The 22,478-nt window shown below is 60.9% G+C and carries 22 protein-coding genes; 14 read left to right on the top strand and 8 right to left on the bottom strand.

Going from position 1 to position 22,478, the window contains the following annotated elements; all coding sequences use genetic code 11:
• The 6 genes from C9413_RS08045 to lpxK all read left to right on the top strand — a co-directional run.
• A partial coding sequence (locus tag C9413_RS08045; RefSeq protein ID WP_246703714.1) for a metallopeptidase TldD-related protein occupies window positions 1–311 on the top strand: 311 nt, incomplete at its 5' end.
• Window positions 312–345: 34 nt separating this feature from the next.
• Window positions 346–1,155: a 3'(2'),5'-bisphosphate nucleotidase CysQ gene (locus C9413_RS08040; RefSeq protein ID WP_039844112.1), complete on the top strand. Its 810-nt coding sequence runs from the start codon at window positions 346–348 to the stop codon at window positions 1,153–1,155.
• 61 nt (window positions 1,156–1,216) lie between these two features.
• Entirely contained in the window at window positions 1,217–1,465 is a 249-nt protein-coding gene (locus C9413_RS08035; protein ID WP_039844113.1) for a DUF4170 domain-containing protein, read from the top strand.
• A gap of 177 nt (window positions 1,466–1,642) precedes the next feature.
• The gene (gene waaA / locus C9413_RS08030) at window positions 1,643–2,962 is read left to right on the top strand and encodes a lipid IV(A) 3-deoxy-D-manno-octulosonic acid transferase (protein WP_039844114.1); all 1,320 of its coding nucleotides are present in this window, start codon (window positions 1,643–1,645) and stop codon (window positions 2,960–2,962) included.
• A gap of 8 nt (window positions 2,963–2,970) precedes the next feature.
• Entirely contained in the window at window positions 2,971–3,690 is a 720-nt protein-coding gene (locus tag C9413_RS08025; RefSeq protein ID WP_170250341.1) for an HAD family hydrolase, read from the top strand.
• A gap of 289 nt (window positions 3,691–3,979) precedes the next feature.
• The gene (gene lpxK / locus C9413_RS08020) at window positions 3,980–5,023 is read left to right on the top strand and encodes a tetraacyldisaccharide 4'-kinase (RefSeq protein WP_170250339.1); all 1,044 of its coding nucleotides are present in this window, start codon (window positions 3,980–3,982) and stop codon (window positions 5,021–5,023) included.
• 130 nt (window positions 5,024–5,153) lie between these two features.
• Here the strand turns inward: lpxK and C9413_RS08015 are convergent, their stop codons facing one another.
• Window positions 5,154–5,384: a DUF2093 domain-containing protein gene (locus tag C9413_RS08015; RefSeq protein WP_022716573.1), complete on the bottom strand. Its 231-nt coding sequence runs from the start codon at window positions 5,382–5,384 to the stop codon at window positions 5,154–5,156.
• A 64-nt stretch (window positions 5,385–5,448) separates the two neighbouring features.
• On the bottom strand, window positions 5,449–7,266 hold the full coding sequence (mutL, locus tag C9413_RS08010) for a DNA mismatch repair endonuclease MutL (RefSeq protein ID WP_039844117.1): 1,818 nt from the start codon (window positions 7,264–7,266) through the stop codon (window positions 5,449–5,451).
• 179 nt (window positions 7,267–7,445) lie between these two features.
• Here mutL and C9413_RS08005 point away from each other — a divergent pair, with 179 nt between their 5' ends.
• Together C9413_RS08005 and C9413_RS08000 are read left to right on the top strand one after the other, a co-directional pair.
• On the top strand, window positions 7,446–9,167 hold the full coding sequence (locus C9413_RS08005) for a response regulator (protein WP_039844118.1): 1,722 nt from the start codon (window positions 7,446–7,448) through the stop codon (window positions 9,165–9,167).
• Between the two features lie 118 nt (window positions 9,168–9,285).
• Window positions 9,286–10,650, top strand: coding sequence for an EAL domain-containing protein (locus C9413_RS08000; protein ID WP_170250340.1), 1,365 nt, complete (start codon window positions 9,286–9,288; stop codon window positions 10,648–10,650).
• A gap of 162 nt (window positions 10,651–10,812) precedes the next feature.
• Here the strand turns inward: C9413_RS08000 and C9413_RS07995 are convergent, their stop codons facing one another.
• Entirely contained in the window at window positions 10,813–11,415 is a 603-nt protein-coding gene (locus C9413_RS07995; RefSeq protein WP_039844120.1) for a PRC-barrel domain-containing protein, read from the bottom strand.
• 138 nt (window positions 11,416–11,553) lie between these two features.
• Between C9413_RS07995 and C9413_RS07990 the strand changes: the two genes are divergently transcribed.
• A complete protein-coding gene (locus C9413_RS07990) occupies window positions 11,554–11,829 on the top strand; it encodes a hypothetical protein (RefSeq protein WP_039844121.1) in 276 nt (91 codons plus the stop codon).
• A 44-nt stretch (window positions 11,830–11,873) separates the two neighbouring features.
• On the opposite strand, the gene C9413_RS07985 is transcribed toward C9413_RS07990, so the two are convergent.
• Genes C9413_RS07985 through C9413_RS07970 form a run of 4 tightly spaced genes read right to left on the bottom strand, consistent with a single transcriptional unit; the run spans window position 11,874 to window position 15,099 of the window.
• Window positions 11,874–12,761, bottom strand: a complete 888-nt coding sequence (locus C9413_RS07985; RefSeq protein WP_039844122.1) for an SMP-30/gluconolactonase/LRE family protein — start codon at window positions 12,759–12,761, stop codon at window positions 11,874–11,876.
• 4 nt (window positions 12,762–12,765) lie between these two features.
• Window positions 12,766–13,398, bottom strand: coding sequence for a 2-dehydro-3-deoxy-6-phosphogalactonate aldolase (locus tag C9413_RS07980; protein ID WP_039846644.1), 633 nt, complete (start codon window positions 13,396–13,398; stop codon window positions 12,766–12,768).
• A 13-nt stretch (window positions 13,399–13,411) separates the two neighbouring features.
• Entirely contained in the window at window positions 13,412–14,329 is a 918-nt protein-coding gene (locus C9413_RS07975) for a 2-dehydro-3-deoxygalactonokinase (RefSeq protein ID WP_170250338.1), read from the bottom strand.
• Window positions 14,329–15,099, bottom strand: coding sequence for an SDR family oxidoreductase (locus C9413_RS07970; protein ID WP_039846645.1), 771 nt, complete (start codon window positions 15,097–15,099; stop codon window positions 14,329–14,331). The genes C9413_RS07975 and C9413_RS07970 overlap by 1 nt, the downstream gene beginning before the upstream one ends.
• A 98-nt stretch (window positions 15,100–15,197) precedes the next feature.
• On the opposite strand from C9413_RS07970, the gene C9413_RS07965 reads away from it, so the two are divergent.
• Both C9413_RS07965 and C9413_RS07960 read left to right on the top strand, forming a co-directional pair.
• Complete coding sequence (locus tag C9413_RS07965; RefSeq protein ID WP_039844124.1) at window positions 15,198–15,992, top strand: IclR family transcriptional regulator; 795 nt, start codon at window positions 15,198–15,200, stop codon at window positions 15,990–15,992.
• A gap of 235 nt (window positions 15,993–16,227) precedes the next feature.
• Window positions 16,228–16,959, top strand: coding sequence for a LuxR family transcriptional regulator (locus C9413_RS07960; protein ID WP_170250336.1), 732 nt, complete (start codon window positions 16,228–16,230; stop codon window positions 16,957–16,959).
• Window positions 16,960–17,022: 63 nt separating this feature from the next.
• Here C9413_RS07960 and C9413_RS07955 read toward each other — a convergent pair whose 3' ends face one another.
• On the bottom strand, window positions 17,023–17,997 hold the full coding sequence (locus C9413_RS07955; RefSeq protein ID WP_039844126.1) for a small ribosomal subunit Rsm22 family protein: 975 nt from the start codon (window positions 17,995–17,997) through the stop codon (window positions 17,023–17,025).
• Between the two features lie 500 nt (window positions 17,998–18,497).
• Between C9413_RS07955 and apbC the strand changes: the two genes are divergently transcribed.
• The 3 genes from apbC to C9413_RS07940 form a co-directional block, all read left to right on the top strand.
• The gene (apbC, locus tag C9413_RS07950; RefSeq protein WP_039844127.1) at window positions 18,498–19,655 is read left to right on the top strand and encodes an iron-sulfur cluster carrier protein ApbC; all 1,158 of its coding nucleotides are present in this window, start codon (window positions 18,498–18,500) and stop codon (window positions 19,653–19,655) included.
• Between the two features lie 412 nt (window positions 19,656–20,067).
• The gene (locus tag C9413_RS07945) at window positions 20,068–21,045 is read left to right on the top strand and encodes a magnesium transporter CorA family protein (RefSeq protein ID WP_039844128.1); all 978 of its coding nucleotides are present in this window, start codon (window positions 20,068–20,070) and stop codon (window positions 21,043–21,045) included.
• Between the two features lie 18 nt (window positions 21,046–21,063).
• A partial coding sequence (locus C9413_RS07940; RefSeq protein WP_170250335.1) for a KUP/HAK/KT family potassium transporter occupies window positions 21,064–22,478 on the top strand: 1,415 nt, incomplete at its 3' end.

Genomic DNA, 22,478 nt, shown 5'->3' with positions numbered 1-22,478 from the left:
CTTCGACGAACCTCGCGCTGGAACCGGGGGATATCTCGCCGGAAGAGTTGATCCGGAGCGTCGGGAACGGCTTCTACGTAACTGAGCTTATCGGCCAGGGTGTCAACATGCTCACAGGCGAGTATAGCCGCGGCGCGACCGGCTTCTGGATCGAAAACGGCGAACTGACATTCCCTGTCTCCGAAGTGACGATCGCCTCGAACCTCAAGGAGATGTTCATGCGTGTGACGCCCGCAAACGACATCGATCGCAAGTATGGCGTAGCGGCCCCCACGCTGGCGATCGAGGGAATGACGCTTGCGGGACGCTAGAGCGCCCTGACCTTGTTGGAATTGGATTGATGCAATGTGTGACGTTCGAACGGCCCGCTGGCAAAGCGATCTCGAATTGATCGCCGATGCCGCAAAGCAGGCGGGTGATGTTGCTCTCGGTTTCTTCAATCAGTCGCCGGAGGTCTGGTGGAAAAATGGAGGCCGCTCGCCCGTCAGCGCTGCCGATTTCGCCGCCAACGAAAAGCTGGAATCCATCCTGCGCCTCGCCAGGCCGGATTACGGCTGGCTTTCCGAAGAGACCGAGGACAGCGCCGCCCGTCTGTCGGCCGAGACGCTTTTCGTCATTGATCCGATCGACGGCACGCGCGCCTTCCTCGGCGGCTTGGATCTCTGGTGCGTCAGCGTCGCCGTCGTCCATCGCGGCAGGCCGGTTGCCGGAGTTCTCTATGCTCCCGCCCTCGACGAGCTTTTCGAGGCGGTCGAAGGCGGTGCCGCGATGAAAAATGGCGAGCCCATTGCCGTATCGGCCAACGGACCGGATACCGTCAGTCGTTTTGCGATCGGCGAAGACATCCTGAAGGCGTTCCCCGATCCCTTCCGGCGGAAGATCGAAAGGGTGAAGCATGTGCCCTCGCTCGCCTATCGCATCGCGATGGTCGCGGACGGCCGTCTTGAAGGTACCTTCGTCAAGCGCAATTCGCATGATTGGGATCTTGCGGCAGCCGATCTCATCCTCGAACGCGCCGGCGGCCGGCTGACCGATCTCGATGGACGCTCGGTCCTCTATAACCGTTCTGAGGTTAGTCATGCCGAGCTTTGCGGCGCTGCCGGCCCTCGCGTTGCGGAGTTTCTCGAAGGGCTTGCTGAAATACGAAGCAGTTGACGTTTGCGTCAAAATCCCGCAGATGAAAGCGCGGAGGAGACCAGTAGAGAAAGAGAAGAAAATGACGGAATCTGGCGGCAAAAAGCAGCTCTTGCATCTCGTATTTGGCGGAGAACTGGAAAGCCTGACCGATGTTCAGTTCCGGGATCTGAATGATCTCGATATTGTCGGTATTTTTCCGGATTACGCCTCGGCGCTAGGGGCCTGGAAGGCCAAGGCGCAGTCGACCGTGGACAACGCACATATGCGTTACTTCATCGTCCATATGCATCGCTTGCTCGATCCGCAGGACAAGGCTGGAAATAAATAATTTCTCAGCATCTTACGCGCCCGATGCCGCTCCATTCGGCAGGGCCGTCTTTGCGCATCGTTAGATACGCGCCACAGGCGATTGACGCATTCTGAACAAATTACTCGGTCATTCCGGCGGCAACAATAATTGGGGAATGGGTTTGATGTCGATCATCGCTGATCGGAGGCATTTTAAATGAGTTCGCCAAGAGCGCGGTTCGCGCTGGGCGTCTATAGGACGGCAGGGGTCATCGCCTCTCCGATCGTCGGCGCCTATCTCGCCTACCGGACCGCCAAGGGCAAGGAAGAGCGTGCGCGCCGCACGGAGCGCTTTGGCTATGCCAGCGCAAACCGGCCGCAGGGTCCGCTTGTCTGGTTTCATGCTGCGAGTGTCGGTGAGACCAACGCCGTCATTCCGCTTATCCGCGAAATCCGCCGCCGCGACATTCATGTGATCCTGACGACGGGCACGATCACCTCGGCAAGGCTCGCCGCCGAGCGCATGGGCAATGAGGCGATCCATCAATATGTACCGCTCGACCTGAAGCCCGCCGTCAGCCGCTTCCTCGAATACTGGCAGCCGGATTGCGCCATCATTGCAGAGTCGGAAATCTGGCCGGCGACCGTCATGGAACTCGGCCGCCGCCGCATTCCGCAGATCCTCGTCAATGCGCGCATGTCGGATCGCTCCTTCGCGCGCTGGCAGCGTCGAACGGCCATTGCCGAGGCGCTGTTCGAGAACCTCGCGCTTGTGATCGCGCAGTCGGACATCGATGCCGAGCGTTTTCGCGATCTCGGGGCAAGGCACGTGACGACCTCCGGCAATCTCAAGGTCGATACGGATGCACCTCCTTATGACGCATCCGTACTCGCCCGCTATAAGAAGCAGATCGGCGATCGCAAGACTTGGGCTGCGATCTCGACTTTCGACGGCGAGGAAAATGCCGCGGCGGTTGTTCATCGCACACTGAAGGAGCGCAACGGCCAGCTGACGATCATCGTGCCGCGCCATCCCGAGCGCTCCGACGAGATCGAAGAAATGCTCGTCAAGCAGGGCCTCAAGGTTGCTCGCCGCACGCGCGATGACCTACTCTCGCCGGATGTCGATATCTTCCTCGGCGATACGATCGGCGAAATGGGTCTTTACCTGCGGATGACGGAAGTCGCCTTCGTCGGCCGTTCGCTCTTTGCCGAAGGCGGACAAAATCCGCTCGAACCCGCCATGCTGGGCTGCGCTGTACTTTCCGGCAGCAATGTCCAGAACTTCCGCGACGCCTATCAGAAGCTTGCCCGCCGCGGCAGCGCCCGCATGGTGCGCGATACCGAGATGCTGGCCAAGGGGGTGCATTATCTGCTCATCAACGGCGAGGCGCGGCGTAGTATGATCGAGGCCGGCGTCATGACCGTGCAGGAAATGCGCGGCGCGCTGACGGCGACGGTGAAGTCTCTCGAGCCTTACATCAATCCGCTGACGGTGAAGGCAAGACTGCTGCCGAGGTCGGTGGCAGAGGGCTGATGAAAAAGATGACGGCTGCGCAAATCAAGGGCATCCTCTTCGACAAGGACGGCACCCTGCTCGATTATGATGAGAGCTGGCTGCCGGTGAACCGTGAATTGGCGCGCATCGCCTCGCAAGGCGATCCGGCGCTAGCCGACCATCTGTTGCTGGCGACCGGGATGGACCCGGTGACCGGCCATATCGTGCCCGACAGTCTGCTGGCTGCCGGCAATACCCGGCAGATCGCCGAGGGGCTGGTCGCGGCGGGTTCCAGGGTCGATGTCATTGAACTGACGATCAAGCTCGACGCTCTCTTTTCCCATGCCGCCGACTTTTCCGTACCGGTCACCGATCTTGCCGCCTTCTTCCGCGCGCCGCCCCGCCGCGGTGCCAAGCGCGGCGGCGCGTGCGGCGCCACCGGGCGCGCGTGCCGCCGGACCGCTCAGCGCTTCGGGCTCGCCGAGTGCGTGAGCTGCATGGCCGGTGAGGCCAGCGGCTTCGGCATCAAGCCGGACGCTGGAATGGTTCTCGGCTTCTGCAAGGCGACCGGGCTGGAGCCGGCGCAAGCGGCGGTCGTCGGCGACAACAATCACGACCTGCACATGGGCCACAATGCCGAGGCCGGCCTCAAGATCGCCGTGCTGACGGGCACCGGCTCGCGGGAATCGTTGGCTGCCGCATCCGACTATTGCCTCAACGATATCACCGAACTCGAAGGCCTGTTGCCGGACCTGCAATTGGCATGATTGCCCACTACGCGCCGCCAATCATTCTTGCCGCGACGGCACTCCCTTACTCTCCCTGATCTCTGTGCGCGTCCAGCCGCGCCATGTCGATGGCGCGGAAGACTCTTTTCCGATGTCGTTGTTTCATTTACGGCGCATACGCACCGTGGCTTGATGCTTGTGATAAGCCCGGGAATGAGGACGGTCGGGAGCAAAAGCTTGCTTTTTCTGCAATTTTGCCCTTTCTTTCCGCCAGTCGAGGGGGTGGCCGGTGGCCCGCAAGGCACCGGAGGAGCATAGGGCGGCAGTTATGGTATCCGAAGCGCCGCCGTTTTGGTGGACGAAAGCTGATTGGCGGGCGTGGGCGCTCTCGCCCTTTTCCTTCCTCTATGGACGGATCGCCGGCTATCGCATGACGCATGCGCGCCGCGCTTCCGTTCTCGTTCCCGTCATTTGCATCGGCAATTTCACCGTAGGCGGCGCCGGCAAGACGCCGACAGCGCTGACGATCGCTCGGGCCGCCAAGGCCAAGGGGCTGCGGCCCGGCTTCTTGAGCCGTGGCTATGGCGGCTCCCTGGACGTCACCGTCGTTGTCGATCCCGCTCATCATCGCGCCGTTGCCGTTGGCGACGAGCCGCTGCTGCTTGCCCGCGAGGCGATGACCGTCGTTTCGCGCCGCCGCATCGAAGGCGCCGAACGGCTCGTCAGGGAAGGGGCCGACCTCATCATCATGGATGATGGTTTCCAGAGCGCGCGGCTGGCGATCGACTATGCTCTGCTCGTCATCGACACGACGCGCGGCCTGGGCAATGGGCATACGGTGCCGGGCGGTCCCGTGCGCGCGCCGATCTCCGTGCAGATGCGCTATGCCAGCGCGCTCCTGAAAGTGGGAAAGGGCAATGCCGCCGATGCGATCGTACGCATGGCTGCCCGTGCCGCGAAACCCTACTTCACCGCATCGCTGAAGGTTTGTGGAGAAAACGACCTCGCCGGCCGGAAGGTGCTGGCTTTTGCAGGCATTGCCGATCCGGGCAAGTTCTTCCGGACGGTGGAATCACTGGGCGCCGAAATCGCAATCGGCAGATCCTTCGGCGACCACGAACACCTGAGCGACGATGAGATGGCTGACCTGCTGTCGACCGCCAAACGCGACGACCTGCTGATCGTCACCACCTCGAAGGATTTCGTGCGGCTTGCCGGCCACCATGGCAAAGCGGAGGAACTCGCCGCCAAATGCCGGGTCATCGAAGTCGAAATGGCGTTCGAAGACCCGCAGGCACCCGGCCTCATCATCGATCGTGCCATGGAGGCCTGCCGGGAGCGGCGGCTGAGTAAAAGCCGGAAGTCCGGATGAGGTTGCGGTCCGTCAACGATCACCGCGTTCGCCAGATGGCCTCGAAGCCGGAGCGTGCTGCCCGCGTGCGGCGATGCGTCGTTTCCCGCGTCTCTCGGCAGCGGGCGCTCATTCTCAAGCGTTTCCTGGATCAGCGCTTCTGGTTCGGCAGAACGCCGGCGCGCTTGTCGGCTTCGAGCGAAGAAACGACGTCGGCATAGGGTTCCTGGCGGGCAACGCTCCAGTAGCGCAGCTCGTCGAGCGGGATATGCTTGCCGGTCATGGCGCAGATGACATAGGAACCCGGCGACAGGATCTGGAAATCTGCATCGAGATAGCGGATCTTCGCCTCGCGGTTTCCGTTTCCTTCAAACAAGTTCATCCTGCTCCGTTCCCTATTGCCTTCGACTGCCAATATCGCGGCGAAGGCATTATTGCCAGCGTTTTCAGCTGCGTCCGAACAGCCGCTCGATATCCGACAGCTTCAGTTCGATATAGGTCGGTCGCCCGTGATTGCACTGGCCGGAGCCCGGCGTCATTTCCATCTGCCGAAGCAGCGCATTCATTTCCTCCGGCCGGAGCCTGCGGCCGGAGCGCACCGAGCCGTGGCAGGCCATGGTCGCGGCGACATATTCGAGCTTGGCCGAAAGGCCGGAGGCCGTATCCCATTCGGCAATCTCGTCGGCAAGCTGTCGGATGAGGCCCTGCGCATCGACCTCGCCGAGCATGGCCGGCGTTTCGCGTACGGCAATCGCCCCCGGCCCGAAGCGCTCGATTGCAAGCCCAAGCCCCTTGAGGCCTTCGGCATGCATCATCAGCCGGTCGCAATCCTCTTCCGGCAGGTCGACGATTTCCGGGATCAGCAGCACCTGTGATGGCAGTTGTGTCGATTGCAGCGCCTTTCGCATTGCCTCGAAGACCAGCCGCTCATGTGCGGCGTGCTGGTCGACGATGACAAGCCCGTCATCCGTCTGCGCGACGATGTAGTTCTCGTGGATCTGTGCGCGCGCAGCGCCGAGCGGGTAACGCGGCGGCGGTTCTTCGGCTGATCGCGACTGCTGCCATGGCTGCGCCTGCGGTTCGGCGCGCGCAGCCGGCATGCTCAGTCCGTCGAAGGACGCCTGCGGCCTTGCGCCAAAGCCGCCGTTTGCCGTCTGAAACGGGCGCGATGGGGACGTCCCGGCCGACCATGCGCCTTGCGCTGGCCGCTGGTAACCCGGCTGGAAACCCGACCTGAAGGAGCGCAGCATACCGTCCGCGCCGGTCGTTGCCGCCCGGCTTCCGTCACGCGCCAGCGCCTCGCGCACCGCGCCGACGATCAACCCGCGCACGAGGCCCGGATCGCGGAAGCGTACGTCCGACTTGGCCGGATGCACGTTGACATCCACCAGCGCCGGATCGAGCGACAGCGACAAGACAGCCACCGGATAGCGTCCGGCCGGGATCGTCTCGGCATAGGCGCCGCGGATCGCCGAAAGGATCAGTTTGTCCTGGACCGGCCGGCCGTTGACGAAGGCATATTGATGGGCGGAGTTGCCGCGGTTGAAGGTCGGTACGCCGGCAAAGCCGGTGAGAGCGATGCCTTCGCGCTCGGCGTCGAGTTCGATTGCGTTATCGCGGAATTCCTTGCCGAGCACCTGCGCCATGCGCGCCAAATGATCCTCTCCGGTTGCCGGAAATTCGAGCGTGCTGCGATCGGTGCCGGACAGGACGAAGCGCACGCCGGGAAAGGCGATCGCCATGCGCTTGACGACTTCCGTAATAGCCGCCGCTTCCGCCTTCTCTGTCTTAAGGAACTTCAGTCGCGCAGGTGTTGCGAAAAAGAGATCGCGCACTTCGACGATCGTGCCCGGATTGGAAGCCGAGGGCCTCAGATGCAGGATCTTGCCGCCCGCGACGGCAATCTCGGTGCCGCCCGCACTATCCTTGCGGCGGCTGGAAATACTGAGCTTCGCCACGGACCCGATCGAAGGCAGCGCTTCGCCACGAAAGCCGAGCGTGCGGATGTCGTCAAGGGTCGTGGAAATCTTCGAGGTACAATGCCGCTTCACGGCAAGTTCGAGATCTGCTGCATCCATGCCGGAGCCGTTGTCGCTGACCCGCAGTAAGCCTTTGCCGCCGCCGGACGTGGCGATCTCGATACGGGTCGCGCCGGCATCCAGTGCATTTTCGATCAGCTCCTTCGCCGCGCTCGCCGGGCGTTCGATGACTTCGCCGGCGGCGATCTGGTTGATGAGCGTTTCGGAGAGTTGTCTGATGACCATGCGCCATTTTCGTGGATTCGCGGGTCCGAGGGAAGGGCGAAAACGCTGCGCCCGTGGACTATTGTTTTCCCCGTGAATTGCGGTGCTTAACGTTAAGCCGCCGTTAGGAGAAAGCTGGCATTTTGATCGTACACAACCAGACAGTGCTATGAAATCGGACAGATGTGGGACGTGAAGGAATGAGTGCCGGCTTCGAAAAGGCGGACGCATCATCCGTGAGCGATGAGATGCCGGCCGAAATCGACCTGCAGGCTGCGCTCTTCGATGCCTTTTCGGACGGCCTTTCGGCCGCCCTCATCATCTACGACAAGAACGATCAGATGATCTTCGCGAGCCGCCAGGTGCTCGATTTCTTCCCGATTTCGTCCGTGATGTTGAAGCCTGGAACCCGGCTTCGCGATTTTCTCGGCGCCGTCTACGACACCGGCGTGCGTCAGCAATATGCGGCCAGGCAGCCGGGCATACCGCTCGGTCGCGAGGATTGGCTGTCCCAGAAGATTGCCTCGCATTGGCGCGAGCGCTTCGAAGTCGTCGAGCGCCATGGCAGCGACCGCTGGATCCGCCTGGTCAAGCGTCGTCTGCCGAGCGGCTATTGCGTATCGATCATTTCCAATATTTCGGAGGAGAAGAAGCGTGAGGAGCAGTGGCGCGCCGATCTCGAACGTGTGCAGCTGACCGAGGACATACTCGACAATCTGCCGTTCCCGCTCTTCGTCAAGGATCGCAACCTCACCTACGTCGCCGTCAACATCGCCTTCTGCGAGAAATACCAGACGAGTGTCGAGGAGGTGCTCGGCCGCAAGAGCGGGGATCTCTTCTCGCCCGAAGTTGCCAAGCGCTTCGAGGAGAGCGACCGGCATGTTCTGGAAACCGGCGAGATGTCCGTCGTGCGGCAGCGACAGGTCGCCCGCGACGGTTCGGAGCGCGACATCGTCAGCCGCAAGCATCGCATCGGCAAGCCGGGACGCTACTTTATCGTATCCACGATGCAGGATCTGCCGCGCGACGGCGCCGATCTCGACGAATTCGACCAGGCAACGTCCGTCACCACCTCCAGCAGTCAATCCTATCGCCGCGCCTATGTGCCGCTGAATGGCGATCACGAGCGCCGGCCGCCGGCCCCGATGGAAACGATCGTTCCGGAGAATTTCTCCGGCCGCAAGATCCTCGTCGTCACAGGCGACCTCGCAGCTGAAACCGCCGCCCTCCGCACGCTTGCGAAATACGGCTTCGAGGCCTGCTCCGTTCGCGGCGAAGACGAAGAAGAGCGCTTCCTGGAGATCGCAACCTCGTCCGGCATCGCGCTGGATCTTCTGATCGTCGACAATCAGATGGGCATGCGCTGCCTGGAACTTGCCGGACAATACGGCATCCCGGCGCTGGTCATGGATGGTTTCCAGCTTGCCAACGAGCTTACCTTCCAGATCGCCCGCCACTTCAATCGCAACAACCGCACCGCACCGGAAGGCGAGGCCGACTGGGAAATCAATACGTCTTCCGAGATGGATTTCCTGGAGGTGCTTGTGGCGGAAGACAACGACATCAACCAGATTGTCTTTTCCCAGATACTGGAAGGACTGGGTTACCGCTACCTGATCGCAGCCAGCGGCGACGAAGCAGTGCGCCTCTGGGCGGAATACAGGCCGCAAATCGTGCTGATGGACATTTCACTGCCGGGATTGAACGGTTTCGAGGCGGCGCGCATGATCCGCCAGATGGAAGACAACCACCCGCATAAGACGCCGATCGTCGGCGTCCTGACGCAGGCATTCGAGCGGGATCGCGCCGAATGCGCGAAGGCCGGCATGGATGACGTCATCATGAAGCCGGTCAGTCCGGACATACTGGAAACGCTGTTCCAGAAGCATCTCGCTGCCGAGCCGCTGCGGGCGCACGTCTGAGCGCCGTCAACTCCTCAAATCTGGGGCATCATCTGGGCCGAACGGAGCCGGTTTACTATCGGTTTGTTAAGACTTGCCCGCCATTCTTCCGGGAGGGAGTGACGAAATCTCAGGTTGAATAATGAAGCCGGCGGACATACCCTTCTTGCCTGTGAGCCAGAATGAGCTTCAGGCCATGGCTTACACCGATCCGCTGACCGGGCTCGGCAACCGCCATCGCATGCGCGACAGGGTCAGTCAGATTTCCACGGAACGCGCAAGCGATCCGGCTCCCTTCACCATCGGCATCGCCAACCTCGATTCCTTCAAGCCGATCAACGATCTTTTCGGCTCTGCAGCCGGCGACGAAATTCTCTGCCAGGTCGCCCACCGCCTGAAGGCATGTATACCGGATGGCGCGCTGGTCACCCGCCACGACGGCGACGAATTCGCTTTCGTGCTGCCGCTGATCTTCGAGCGTGCAAGCGCTGAAAAGTTCGGCCAGATGATCCGTGAGGTGCTGTCGGCGCCTTATGATCTCGGCGACCGCAACGTGCGGCTTTCCGCCTCCTTCGGCTTTGCCATCTATCCTTTCGCCGGTGCGGAGTTCGAGGAGCTTTTGAAAAGCGCTGAAACCGCTCTCTATCGCTCGAAGCGCCGCGGCCGCAGCCAGATCACTGTCTATTCGCGCGAGATCGCGCAGGAGATGAAGCGCGCAACACAGCTCGAGCAGGCGCTTCGAAATGCTATCATCTCAGACGCCATCGACGTGCATTTCCAGCCGATCGTCTCTTTGTCGAACAATCAGGTGGTCGGCTTCGAGGCCCTGGCGCGCTGGAACGATACGGACCTCGGCTTTGTTTCGCCGGGCGTTTTCGTGCCGCTCGCCGAAGAGCGCGGCTTCATCGACGCGCTGTCGGAAACCTTGCTTCGAAAGGCTGCCGAAGCGGCACTCTCCTGGCCGCGCGAGCTATTCCTGTCGTTTAACCTGTCCTCCGCCCAGCTCATGGATCCAGGCACAAGCAGCAACGTGCTCTCCATTCTCGGCCGCGTCGGCTTAGACCCGCACCGTTTGGAGTTGGAAATCACCGAAACGGCGGTCATGAGGTCCACCGATAACGCCCACCGCATCCTTTCCGATCTTCGGCAGGCAGGCGTGCGTATCTCGCTCGACGATTTCGGCACCGGTCAATCGAGCCTCGGGCGCCTTCGCGACTTCATCTTCGACAAGGTGAAGATCGACCGCGCCTTCGTCTCGCGCATCAATTCAGACCGCGCCTCCGAGCATATCATCAAGGCGATCCTGACGATGTGCGAAGGCCTAGATCTCGAAGTGGTTGCCGAGGGCATCGAGGATTATTCGGAGGCCGTGAAGCTGCGGTCGCTCGGCTGCGGCATGGGGCAGGGCTACCATTTCGGCAAGCCCGCCGATGGCATAGCCACATTGCGCTTCCTCCACGAAAACTATTACGACTCGGCCGCGATTGATCGCGTGTCGGCCTGAGGCCTGCGCAACGCCGGCAGACGTCGCAATCTGTCCCGCCTTGCGCCATGATCCTTTTGCTCAAGCACCTGACGTTGACGCCTTGCGCTTTTGATCCTCTCTATCGAAAACGGCGGCGCCCGATTGGGGCACCGCCGCCTACACTATACGCACCGCGCGGGATTATTTATTGGTCGAACCCGTAGCTGTCGGGTCTGACGGCATCGTGCCCGAAGGCGCCGGAGCCTTTTCAGCGGCCAGAGCCTGCAGGGTCTTGAATTCCGGAGCGGCCTTCAGAGACTCTGCCGTCTCCGAGGTCGTCAGCTTGAGGCTGCCGTCCTGCGTGTTCTGGGCAGCGGTGATCTTGTCCATCGGCACTGCAACGTTCTTTTCACCGATACCAATGAAGCCGCCGACACCGATGACAGCAGCAACCAAGCCGCCATCCTTGTTCATGATCAGGTCGTTGACCTCACCGATGCTTTCGTTCTCGCCGGTATAAACAGACTGGCCAATATAGGAATTGGCGCTGATCTGGTCTGCACCCTGTTCTGTCAGGTATGCACCTGCCTCGGCCGTATCAGTCGACGGAGCCGGAGCCGGAGCCTGAGCGTCGCCAGCCGGAGGGGTCGCATCCGGCATCTTTGGTGCTGCCGGGTCGGCCGGAGCCGTCTGGGTTGCATCGGGGGTGGCCGGCTGCGGTGCAGTCTGCGAGAACGCCGCCGGCGCGAAAGCCGTGGCAAACAAGGCGCCAGCGGCAACGGTCGTCAGAAGTTTGCGTGTCATTTCGAACCTACCTTTGTGTTCCTCGATTGGTCTTAAGCGCGGCCGCCGGTTTTGTTCTTTGGCGTCTTTTTCCGTGCCGGTTCAAAAGGAAAATGACTGGATAGGCTTTTAGTTCCGGGAACGAATACGGAAAGTTCGATGATTTTCGCGGAATTCTATCGAAATGCGTGTGGTTTTGACGGCTACAACAAAGCGCGCCGCTTTTCGATATTGATTAGAGGCTTTCTCGGTGCGGGCGGCCACATCGCGGCATTCATCGCCGTTCCTGCCGGGGACGGACCTCGGTTGGACGGGCCATCGAGCAGGCTTGGTCGATGCCAGTCTTTCCATGGTGGTGATCTGTCCGGCCAAAAACGTCATAGACGAAAACCGTTTGCTCGCAACGGTGTTCCGACCGGAATGAAGATGGTCTGAAGGCATTTCGCCCTCAGCTTCTTCAAACGTTCGCGTCGCGTTGTTCAGAGCAGGTAGACCGGGTCGAAAACGCCTTTTACCGTCACACCAAGCTCCAGCAGCGCACCAGCTTGAGGCTGCGAGGAGCGTGCGGTGTCGTCGAGCCCTTCCCAGGCGGTCGTCACCGCCAGCCGGTCCGCATTGACGCCGATAAAGGCCGGGCACGAGGGTTGTGCGGCAGGAACCTTGTAACGGGCGATGCGCAGGCCGTCGGGGCTGTACCGGTCGACGACGCCTGCACCCCAGCGTGCGTTCCAGATATAGCCATCCGAATCGCAGACGGAACCGTCGATGCCGCCGGGATCATCCATGCTGTCGACCATGACGATCGGCTCGCCCGTCGGAAGCCCGGTCTGCGGATCGACCATGACGCGCATGAGACGGCTGATGCGCGTGTCCGTGTAATAGCCGATCGTGCCGTCGGGCGAAAAGCAGATCGAATTGGGAATGCTGATGCCGCTGAAGATCTTCGTCACCCTGCCACCGGCGACGTGATAGATCGCGCCTGCCTGGGGTTCCGCCCGCTTGCTCATCGTGCTGATCCACAGTGCGCCGGACGGGTGCGTGCGGCCGTCATTCGAGCGGTTTTCCGGGTTGTCGTTTTCGAATGCGGCATAGAAGGTCAGATTGCCGCTGCCAATATCGCGGACGAAAAGCCCTTCTTCGGTTGCGAGCAGCTGGCGGTTGGCGTCGATGCGTGCGAGCACGCTCGCCATCATCGGAAGCGGATGCACCTTCTTTATTTCGGTGCTGAGGTTCAGTTCGTGCAGTTCCTTGCCGAGAATATTGAACCACCAGACGGTGTCGGTATCCGGATCGTAGGTCGGGCCTTCGCCAAGTACCGAACTGGTATTGCAAAGCGTCTTGCCCTCGAACTCATAAATCTCAGTCATATGCCTACGCTCCTACGGCTGCGTCATAGGCGTAAATGGTGGCCTTGGCGCGCTCGGCAACCTCTGCGGCCGTCATTCCGGGCTTGTAAATGCTGGTGCCGAGGCCGAAGGCCAGAATGCCCGCTTTCGTGTAGTCCGCGAAATTTTTGTCGGAGACGCCGCCGACCGCCGCGATCACCAGTTCGGGCGGCAGAATGGCGCGGATCGCCGTGATGCCTGAAGGACCGAGCACGCTGGCGGGGAAGAACTTCAGGCCGGTTGCCCCGGCGCGGGCGGCGGCGAGCGCCTCGGTCGGCGTGAAGACGCCCGGCATCGACACCATGCCGTAGCTGCGCGCGCGAATGATAACGTCAGGCTCGACATTCGGTGTGACGAGCAGCTTTCCACCGGCATTGTGAAGGTTGTCGACAGCTTCGACCGTCAACACGGTGCCCGCGCCGATCAGGCATTCCGGCGGCGCCATTTTCGCAGCGATCTCGATGGATTTGAAAGGGTCGGGTGAGTTCAGCGGGATTTCGATCGCGACGAGGCCGTTCTCGATCAGCGCGCCGACGACGCTTTCGGTTTCCTCCGGCTTGATGCCGCGGAGAATGGCGATGAGCGGACGCTTCATTGAAGGGAAGGCAATGCGGTTGATCATGAGAGTTTCCTCAATTCGGCCAGATAGCTTCGGCGGCGGCCGAAAGCCCACGGCGCACGGCCGTGTCGGCATCGATGACGGTGTACTTTAGAGACAAGAACTTGAAGGCCGTTTCATAAAGGCCCTGGAGGCGGCCCGACGCGACGAGGGTGACAGGCGTATCGTTCGGTGCGTCGAAAAGCGCACCGGCGATTTCAAGCCCGATCAGAGTACCGGAAATCCTTGCCTGTGCACCGGCCGCCGTCAATCCGTGAAGAAGCTGGCCCGAGCGTGCGGTAAAGAGAAGGTTCGACGCCATGGCAGGCTGTCTGAAAGCGGCCAAGACTGCCGCTTTGAAGGCGGAATTGTCTGCTTGCGCCGCCTCGGCGCTCGCAACGGCATGCGAGAGGATTGTATGCTTGCTGATCGCGTCGAAGAGCTCACCAGTCATGAAGGTCGAAAACCCGATCACTTCGCCGTCCTGAACATGAACCCATTTCGAATGCGTGCCCGGCATGCAGACGGCCTGCAATCCCCTGCTGTCGGGGCCAAGTGCGCCAAGCAGCTGCGTTTCCTCTCCGCGCATGACGTCGGGCGATGCCTTGTCGCGTTGGGCAAGGCCGGGGAGGATACGGATATCCCGGCTTTGGTCCGCAACGGAATCCGCGCCGGTGAGGAGCGAGGTGATCGACGCAGGAACGCCGATATAGCCCGCCTCGACCCAGCCCTGCTTGGCGCCGACCATGCCGCAGGCGATGACCGGCACGTTCTGTGGGACCGAGAGTGCGGCAAGATGCGACGCCAAGACATCTGCAAAGCCGGTCTTGGCCGCCGTCGTCATGCCTTCGCCGCTGCGGCGTTCGCCGAGAATGCGGCCGTCCTTGCCGATCAGCCAGAGCCTGAAACTGCTCGTACCCCAATCCACCGCGACATAAACGGGATTTGCCATCAGAAAATGCCTCCGTCGACAATCAAGGACTGCGCCGTCACCGCCGCCGCGCAGTCGGATGCAAGAAACAGACAAGGGCCGACGATCGCGTCGCCATGCAGGACCTTCTTCAGGCACTGCCGTTTAATGGTCTGCGCAATGCCTTCTTCGGTCAGCCAGAGCTTCATCTGCCGTTCGGTCACGATCATGCCCGGTAAGATGCAGTTGACGCGGATATTGTCGGGGCCAAGCTTGCCTGCAAGGCTCTTGGTGAGACCGATCACGGCGGCCTTGGCCGTGGAATAGGCCGGGAATTCCGGCATGTTCAGGAGAAAGGCGATCGACGACATATTTATGATCGCGCCGCCGCCTGCCGCACGCATGGAAGGCGCTACGGCCTGGGCGGTGAAGAAGACATGGCGCAGGTTTGTCGCCTGGTTGTTATCCCAGTATTCTTCGGTCACCGTATCGAATTCATGCCGGTCGTCCCAGGCAGCATTGTTGACGAGAACGGTGATCGGCCCTGATTGCGCGACCACCGCATCAACCGTCTGCCGGATCGCGCCGATATTGCGAAGATCGGCCTTGAAGAAATGCACCGGATGTTCCGAATCGCGGGAAAGCCGCATGGCAAGTTCGCGGCTTTCCGCTTCGGCAATGTCGATGAAGGAAACCTTCGCGCCCTGCCGGGCGAAGCCCTCGACGATCGCGGCGCCGATGCCGGAGCCGCCGCCTGTCACGAGCACGCAACGATCCCTGAATTCCGGAAACTGCGCGACTACGCTCGTCACCGTATCCTCCCGTTTTTCCATTATTCGGAACTCAATTTGACTATGTGGAATTATCTGATTACGCTGCCATTCGTGTCAAGGCCGACGGTAGGCGATCAATGGCTCCACGAAAAGATATATCGAGAGAAAGTAAAACGGGGACATTGGGTAAGGCGATGGGGCTGCTCGAACTCGTGACGCATGCCGAACGTCCAATGCGCTTTACCGACATTCTCGCGCTCGTCGGCCAGCCGCGCGGCACGCTGCACCGCCAGCTCGGTCATCTCGTCGAGGAAGGGCTTTTGGAATTCGACGTAGACGGCCGCTATGGGCCGGGGCTGCGACTTCTCGATTTGGCGTCGCGAAGCTGGGCGAAGAATGAGTTCCGGCTGATTGCCGAACCGCACCTGCGGCACCTGCAGCAGATGAGCGGCGAGACGGTCCATCTCGGCGTCCTGCGCGAAACCTCCATTATCTACCTCGACAAGATCGAGGGCCAGCAGTCTGTTCGCATGTATTCCCAGATCGGCAATGCGTCGCCCGTCTATTGCACCGGCGTCGGCAAGGTTGCTCTTTCGATTTTGCCGGATGACGCGCTGGAGACGCTGGTGCGAAGCCTCTCCTTTCATAGCTTTACTCCACAGACATTGGTCTCAGCCGAGGCATTGCTGACCGAGGTGGCGGCAATCCGCAAAGCCGGCTTCGCCTTCGACCGCGAGGAGCACGAGCCGGGTATCCGCTGCGTCGCGGCGCCAATCCGGATGGAGGATGGAAGCTTTACGGGCGGCGTTTCGATCACCGGTCCGGCTTACAGGCTCACGCTTGAGCGTCTCGAAGAATGGGCTGCACCCTTAAAGCAGACGGCGGAAAGCATCGCGGATGCGATGCGCGTCCGTCTCGGCCCGCGCCGATAGCAGCCTAGGCGGCGAAGCAATCGGCTGGACGCTCTCGCAGAGCGCACTTATGATGAGTGCGATATTGAGATTTGGCTGCGAATCACGCCAACTGCGGTAGTTTGTTAAAACGAATAGTCTCTTCGGCCATTGTATTCGGCCAGGTTGTTTTTGATTTCATGCTGGCGCGTGGTTGGCTTGCAGGCACACATCGATCTGAAACGGCGCCGCCGCTCTTGAGAAGACGAAAAGGTAGATGACAGCACTGTCACGGGCATCTTTCGATGCAGATGGATACATTCAGGAAATCGCCGGCCTGAAAACCCAATTCGATATCTTCCGCTTCATGAAGCGCCTGACGGAAGCGTGCCGAAGCCGCGCGTTCATGGTCCTCAACCTGCCGCCGGTCACGTCATTCGAACTGCAAAGCGCGACGGTGATCACCAGCTGGCCGGCCGAACTGCTGACGCTTTATGATCAGGAAAACCTGCTGGTGAGCAGTCCCGTCATACGCCGCCTGCGCACGTCGTCGGTTCCCTTTTTCGTCGACGTGACCAAGGGCCATAGGAGGGATGACGGGAAGACGGCGATGGCCGTGGCGCTTTTCGAGCGTTTCAAGATGATGCGCTGCGCCTTTTTCCCGACGCACGAGCCATCGGGCATGCGCGGCGCAGTCTCGTTCGCCGGTGATCGCGAGCCCTTCGCGCCGGAAGAGATGCGCGATCTTTCCTATATCTCGATCCATGTGTTCGACAGGCTTGCAGAAATCCGCAGTCTCGATACGCGCATGACGGATGCGCTGACGGACCGCGAAATCGATTGCTTGAACTGGACGGCGGCGGGAAAGACCAGTGCGGAAATCGCCGATATCCTCAACCTCTCGGAACATACCGTCAACCACTACCTGAACCGCGCAACGAAGAACCTCGACACGGTCAACCGGACGCAGGCGGTCGCCAAGGCACTGCGCATCGGCATCATCAAGTAACCCTGCTGAAAATATTGGCAGTTTGGCTCAAAAGATGGGCAGCGCCGCGTCTTTCGTCCGCTGCTACTCTCCGTCGCGTTCCGGCTCGTCGCCCCAATTCGCCCGTCGCGCCCATTTGAAGGTGGCGCCGTCGCGTTTGGAGAAGGTGCGCTCGCCCGCCGTCCCGTCGCTTTGACAGAGCTTCAGCCGGATCACTCCGCCCGAGCCCTGAGGCGGTGCGATGATGCGGGCCTGGGGAGCCTCGCCCGCAAAACGGCTTGCGGCGATGAAAATATATTTCTCGTCCTCCCACGGCACGTCCGCATCCTTGACCAAGCGGTGCATTTTCGAGCGGGCGACCCGGCGCGAAAAATGACACCAATCTGGCCGCGCGAGAGGACAGTCCGATGCATGCGGGCAGGGCGCGATCAGATGCGCCCCTTTTGAGAGCAGTAGGTCACGCGCGGCGAGGATGCGGTCCCAACCGGACGGCGTTCCCGGTTCGACGATGACGATCGTGTCGAGGGTCATCGCCCAGAGCTTATCGATCGACGCGTCGATCTGATGCGGCTCTATCTCATCGAGCACATAGGCGATAGTGACAAGATCGGCGGGCGCAATTTTCGGCAACGCCTTGATAAGATTGCCATCCAGCCATTCCGTCTGAAGGTCGAGCCGCCCCGAGAGGCTTCTTCCGACGTTGCGGATCGCATCGCTTGCCTCCACCATCACGGCGCTTTTGATCTCCGGCCAGCAGTCGGTGGCCGCCCAGAGTGCCGAGCCTGGACCAGCCCCGATATCGACGAAATACTCAGGGGCGAAATCGGGCCGGGCTTGCGAAATCATTTCATATGCGGCGCGGATCGCGGCATAGGTGGCGGGCAGCCTGGCGGCGAGATAAGCCTTGGCAGCAAGGCTATCGCTGATGTGGAAACTGCCGTCGCGCAGTTCCTGGCGATAGCGGCTGGAAAGGCGTGCCGCGGCGCGCTTCAGCCCATCGAGCGGCTGGCCCTCCAGCATCTCCTCCACCTGTTCCCGCAAGATCCTTGGCAATTCCATCGCTGTCGCCCGCATTGATCGATCACGCCATACAGCCGGGTGCGATCCATGCCAAGCGGCTTATGAAGCGCTTGCCGATCATCATCTGGCACGAGCCTTGCTTCTTATTCCGCAGAGGTCCAGAGGGGACTTTGAAAGAGCGCCAAAACGAACGGCGCCATCGGCAACCCGCCGTCGGCAGCGTAGATGCATGTCTCCCGCATCCGTTGCCGGCGGCGGTTGTTGCCATTTTGTAACGGCGCTTCCGTGATGTCGCTCCAACCCCGTGGTTCGGCGTGATTTTTCCTCTGGTCATTTCCCCACATTGTTCTACTTCGGCCTGCATTGCGCCGGGTATCGGGCAGACCGTTGCGGCCATCGGGGCGAAAGCCCGGCGGACCAGATGGCCGCAACGGTTTTCGATAGAGCGCGATTTCCGTTGCCCTTGATGCCGATTTCGTTTGGCGAAGCCGCAGCCCTCCACTATCTACGTCTCTTCAAAGACTATGCGTGAGGGTGGAATGACGGACGTCACCAAGGAACAAGTTCTCGAAACGCTGAAGACCGTGCGCGGTCCCGATCTCGAACATAATATCGTCGAGCTCGGCATGGTATCCGATGTCTTCATTGCCGACGGCAAGGTCTATTTCTCGATCACCGTTCCGGCCGAGCGAGCCAAGGAGCTTGAGCCGCTGCGTCTCGCGGCCGAACGCGTCATCAAGGAACTGCCCGGCGTCAAGGGTGCGCTCGTGGCGCTGACCGCGGACAAGAAAGCGGCCCCTGCCTCCGCACCTGCCGCCCGTCCTGCTGCAAATGCCGGGCACGGCCATGACGGCCATGCGCACGCGCCGCAGCAACAGCCGCCGCGCGCCGGCAAGATCGGCGTTCCCGGCATCAAGTCGATCATCGCGGTTGCCTCCGGCAAGGGTGGCGTCGGCAAGTCGACGACGGCCGTCAATCTCGCGCTCGGCCTACAGGCGAACGGTCTGCGTGTCGGTATTCTCGACGCCGACATCTACGGTCCCTCCATGCCGCGCCTTTTGAAGATTTCCGGCCGGCCGACGCAGGTCGACGGCCGCATCATCAATCCGATGGAGAACTACGGCCTCAAGGTCATGTCGATGGGCTTCCTCGTCGATGAGGAAACTGCGATGATCTGGCGCGGCCCGATGGTGCAATCGGCGCTGCTGCAGATGCTGCGCGAAGTCGCCTGGGGCGAACTCGACGTGCTTGTCGTCGACATGCCGCCCGGTACCGGCGATGCGCAGCTGACGATGGCTCAGCAGGTGCCGCTCGCTGGCGCCGTCATCGTCTCCACGCCGCAGGACCTTGCATTGATCGATGCCCGTAAGGGGCTCAATATGTTCCGCAAGGTGGAGGTCCCGGTTCTCGGTATCGTCGAGAACATGAGCTATTTCATCGCGCCCGATACTGGCACCCGCTACGACATCTTCGGCCATGGCGGCGCGCGCAGGGAGGCCGAGCGCATTGGCGTGACCTTCCTCGGCGAGGTCCCGCTCACGGTGAGTATCCGCGAAACCTCGGATGCCGGCACGCCGCTTGTCGCGTCCGAACCGAACGGCATCGTTGCTGGCATCTATCGAGACATCGCTTCGAAGGTGTGGGAACAACTCGGCGGCCAGCCGCAGCGCCAGGCGCCGGCGATGATTTTCGAATAGCTGTTTCGGCGCGCCGCATACCCCAAATCGTGGGGGAAATGTGGTGATATCGCCCAGTTCGCCCAAGATGACTTGATTATTTCACAGCTTTCCGTCATATGGCCCGCCGTCGCCATGATGGCGGTTTCTGCGGATGCTCGATGATGGCCGCCCTTGCTTGAAAAGTTTCGGCCAGCCTGCATGTTCGGAGTTATCTTGTCGATCGAAGGATTGGTGACTGCGATGCGGTTGAGCAGAATGCATGGCCGGGTTATGACCGGATGCAGCTGGAGTTGTATGAACCTTTTTCCGCGTCCGGTAAGATCGAAGACTATTAGCCTGTACGGCGCCGTGACGGCGGCCATTCCAGTGAAAGGCTCTCGATGAAAAGCGCACGCATTGCAGGACGTGCCGGCGGCTGGAGCAACGCCCGGTGATCACTGCCTATTGTTCAAATTGCAAGTCGGTCGAAATCCGTGACCTATCGCACGCCGCGAAGTTTCCCGACGATGTGGTATGGATCGATCTGCTTGAGCCAACCCGTGAGGAGGAACTCTACGTCGAAAAGATCGTCGGCATCGAGGTTCCGACCCGCGACGATTTGAAGGATATCGAGCCGTCCGCACGCCTCTATACCGAGAATGATGCGGTCTATATGACGGCTTCGCTCGTCTGGAAAGCTGAGACAGAGGCCCCGACGCTGACGGATGTTGCCTTCATCCTCGTTGGGAACCGGTTGATCACCATCCGCTACGCTCATCCGAAATCCTTTGCCCTGTTCATCGCCGCCCTTCATCGCGTGCCGGAAGAGTGGCGCAGCGGTGCGGCTCTCCTTGCCAAGCTGCTCGAGACGATCGCCGACAGGACTGCGGAAATTCTCGAACTCTCGGTCGCCCGCATCGATATCCTTTCGACGCACGTTTTCGGCGACCGCGCCAGAAAGGTCCGCAAGCCCTCGAACTATCTCGAGGTGAAGCTTCGCGATATCGCCGGCCACCACCGCCTTGTCAGCAAGGTGCGCGACAGCCTCGCCTCGCTCGCACGCCTCATGACCTTCTTCTACACCATCCCCGCAGTTCAGAAGGACCAGGCGACGAAGGAACTGTCGCGCACCGTCTCGCGCGATATCCAGTCGCTGACGGAGCATGCATCCTACATCGCCGGAAACATCACCTTCCTCCTCGACGCCTCGCTCGGCCTCATCAACATCGAACAGAACTCGATCATCAAGATCTTCTCGATCGCATCCGTCGTCTTCTTGCCGCCCACCCTTGTCGCATCGATTTATGGCATGAATTTCGAATTCATGCCGGAACTGCACTGGGTCGCGGGCTATCCCTCTTCGCTGGGCCTGATGGTGATGTCCGCCATCATTCCGTTCTTCTTTTTCCGATGGAAAGGCTGGCTCTAAGGAGCCTGTTGTCACTTCATGTCCGACGAAAGCCATTCACACGATCGCCACATCACGCCGCGCAAACTCTTCTATCTTACGCTCGGCTCCGTCGGCGTCGTCTATGGAGATATCGGTACCAGCCCGCTCTACGCATTCCGCGAAGCGCTGAAGCCGATCGCGCACGATGGGATCACCCGTTTCGAGATCATCAGCCTTATCTCGCTGATGCTCTGGGCACTGACGATCATCGTCACCCTCAAATATGTCCTTCTGCTGCTGCGCGCCGATAACGAAGGCGAGGGCGGCACACTCTCCCTGCTTGCCCTGTTGATGAAGACGGCGAACGGGCACACCGCATTGCTGCTTACACTCGGCATGGCAGGTGCGGCTCTGTTTCTGGGCGATGCGATGATTACGCCGGCGCTGTCGGTTCTGTCTGCCGTTGAAGGCGTTAAGCTGATGGCCCCGAGCCTGTCGGCCTACATCGTGCCGATTTCGGCGGCCATTCTTGTCGTGCTGTTCGTTTTCCAATCGCACGGCACCGGCGTCATGGCCCGTTTTTTCGGACCGATCACCGCGCTCTGGTTCATCGTCATGGCGATTGCCGGCATTTCGCATATCTCCGACGACTACGGGATCTTGGCAGCCTTCAATCCGTATTATGCCGTCAGCTTCCTACTCCACGAGGGATTCTTCGGCATCATTGTTCTGGGTGCGGTCTTTTTGACGGTGACCGGCGCCGAAGCGCTTTACGCCGATCTTGGCCATTTTGGCCGACGCCCGATCCAGTGGGCCTGGTTCGCGCTGGTCTTCCCGTCGCTCGCGCTGAACTATCTCGGCCAGGGCGCGCTCGTCCTCGGCAATCCGCAGGCGATGTCCGAGCCCTTCTATCTCATGTTCCCGAAGTGGGCGCTGCCTTTTGCCGTCATACTGGCGACGGCTGCAACCATCATCGCCAGCCAGGCGGTCATCACCGGCGCCTTTTCGCTCGTGCGCCAGGGGATCAACCTCGGCTTCCTGCCGCGCATGGAGATCCTCTTCACATCGGAGACCAATACCGGGCAGATTTTCCTGCCGACGGTCAACACGGTCCTCTTCCTGGGCGTCATGTTCCTGGTCATCACCTTCCAGACGTCGGAAGCTCTTGCAACGGCTTACGGCATCTCGGTCACCGGCGCGATGGTCGTCACCACAATCATGACCTTCGAATTCGTGCGGACGCGCTGGAACTGGTCGGCTTCGATCGCAACGATCGTTCTGTTGCCGCTGCTTGTGCTGGAACTGATCTTCCTCGGTGCCAACCTGCTCAAGATCCACGACGGCGGCTATATTCCGATCCTCATCGCCACCGCCTTCATCGTTGTCATGTGGACCTGGCGCCGCGGCACGGCGCTCCTCATGGAAAAGACCCGCCACACGGCTATTCCGCTGCCTTCCTTTGTCAGTTCCAT

It is taken from the genome of Rhizobium sp. SEMIA 4085 (assembly GCF_013004495.1).
Classification (GTDB): Bacteria; Pseudomonadota; Alphaproteobacteria; order Rhizobiales; family Rhizobiaceae; genus Rhizobium; species Rhizobium gallicum.
The sequence above is the reverse complement of the archived record's forward strand: the minus strand, read 5'-3'. Positions and strand labels throughout refer to the sequence as shown.

Bases quoted from the DNA above. Each gene is read 5' to 3' on its own strand.
- C9413_RS07985 (WP_039844122.1), bottom strand. From the start codon at position 12,761: ATGACTGAGATTTATGAGTTCGAGGGCAAGACGCTTTGCAATACCAGT.
- C9413_RS07955 (WP_039844126.1), bottom strand. From the start codon at position 17,997: ATGGAATTGCCAAGGATCTTGCGGGAACAGGTGGAGGAGATGCTGGAG.
- C9413_RS07990 (WP_039844121.1), top strand. From the start codon at position 11,554: ATGATTTTCGCGGAATTCTATCGAAATGCGTGTGGTTTTGACGGCTAC.
- apbC (WP_039844127.1), top strand. From the start codon at position 18,498: ATGACGGACGTCACCAAGGAACAAGTTCTCGAAACGCTGAAGACCGTG.
- C9413_RS08015 (WP_022716573.1), bottom strand. From the start codon at position 5,384: ATGAACTTGTTTGAAGGAAACGGAAACCGCGAGGCGAAGATCCGCTAT.
- C9413_RS08005 (WP_039844118.1), top strand. From the start codon at position 7,446: ATGAGTGCCGGCTTCGAAAAGGCGGACGCATCATCCGTGAGCGATGAG.
- waaA (WP_039844114.1), top strand. From the start codon at position 1,643: ATGAGTTCGCCAAGAGCGCGGTTCGCGCTGGGCGTCTATAGGACGGCA.
- mutL (WP_039844117.1), bottom strand. From the start codon at position 7,266: ATGGTCATCAGACAACTCTCCGAAACGCTCATCAACCAGATCGCCGCC.
- C9413_RS07995 (WP_039844120.1), bottom strand. From the start codon at position 11,415: ATGACACGCAAACTTCTGACGACCGTTGCCGCTGGCGCCTTGTTTGCC.
- lpxK (WP_170250339.1), top strand. From the start codon at position 3,980: ATGGTATCCGAAGCGCCGCCGTTTTGGTGGACGAAAGCTGATTGGCGG.
- C9413_RS07960 (WP_170250336.1), top strand. From the start codon at position 16,228: ATGACAGCACTGTCACGGGCATCTTTCGATGCAGATGGATACATTCAG.
- C9413_RS07975 (WP_170250338.1), bottom strand. From the start codon at position 14,329: ATGGCAAATCCCGTTTATGTCGCGGTGGATTGGGGTACGAGCAGTTTC.
- C9413_RS08035 (WP_039844113.1), top strand. From the start codon at position 1,217: ATGACGGAATCTGGCGGCAAAAAGCAGCTCTTGCATCTCGTATTTGGC.
- C9413_RS08025 (WP_170250341.1), top strand. From the start codon at position 2,971: ATGACGGCTGCGCAAATCAAGGGCATCCTCTTCGACAAGGACGGCACC.
- C9413_RS07965 (WP_039844124.1), top strand. From the start codon at position 15,198: ATGGCTCCACGAAAAGATATATCGAGAGAAAGTAAAACGGGGACATTG.
- C9413_RS08040 (WP_039844112.1), top strand. From the start codon at position 346: ATGTGTGACGTTCGAACGGCCCGCTGGCAAAGCGATCTCGAATTGATC.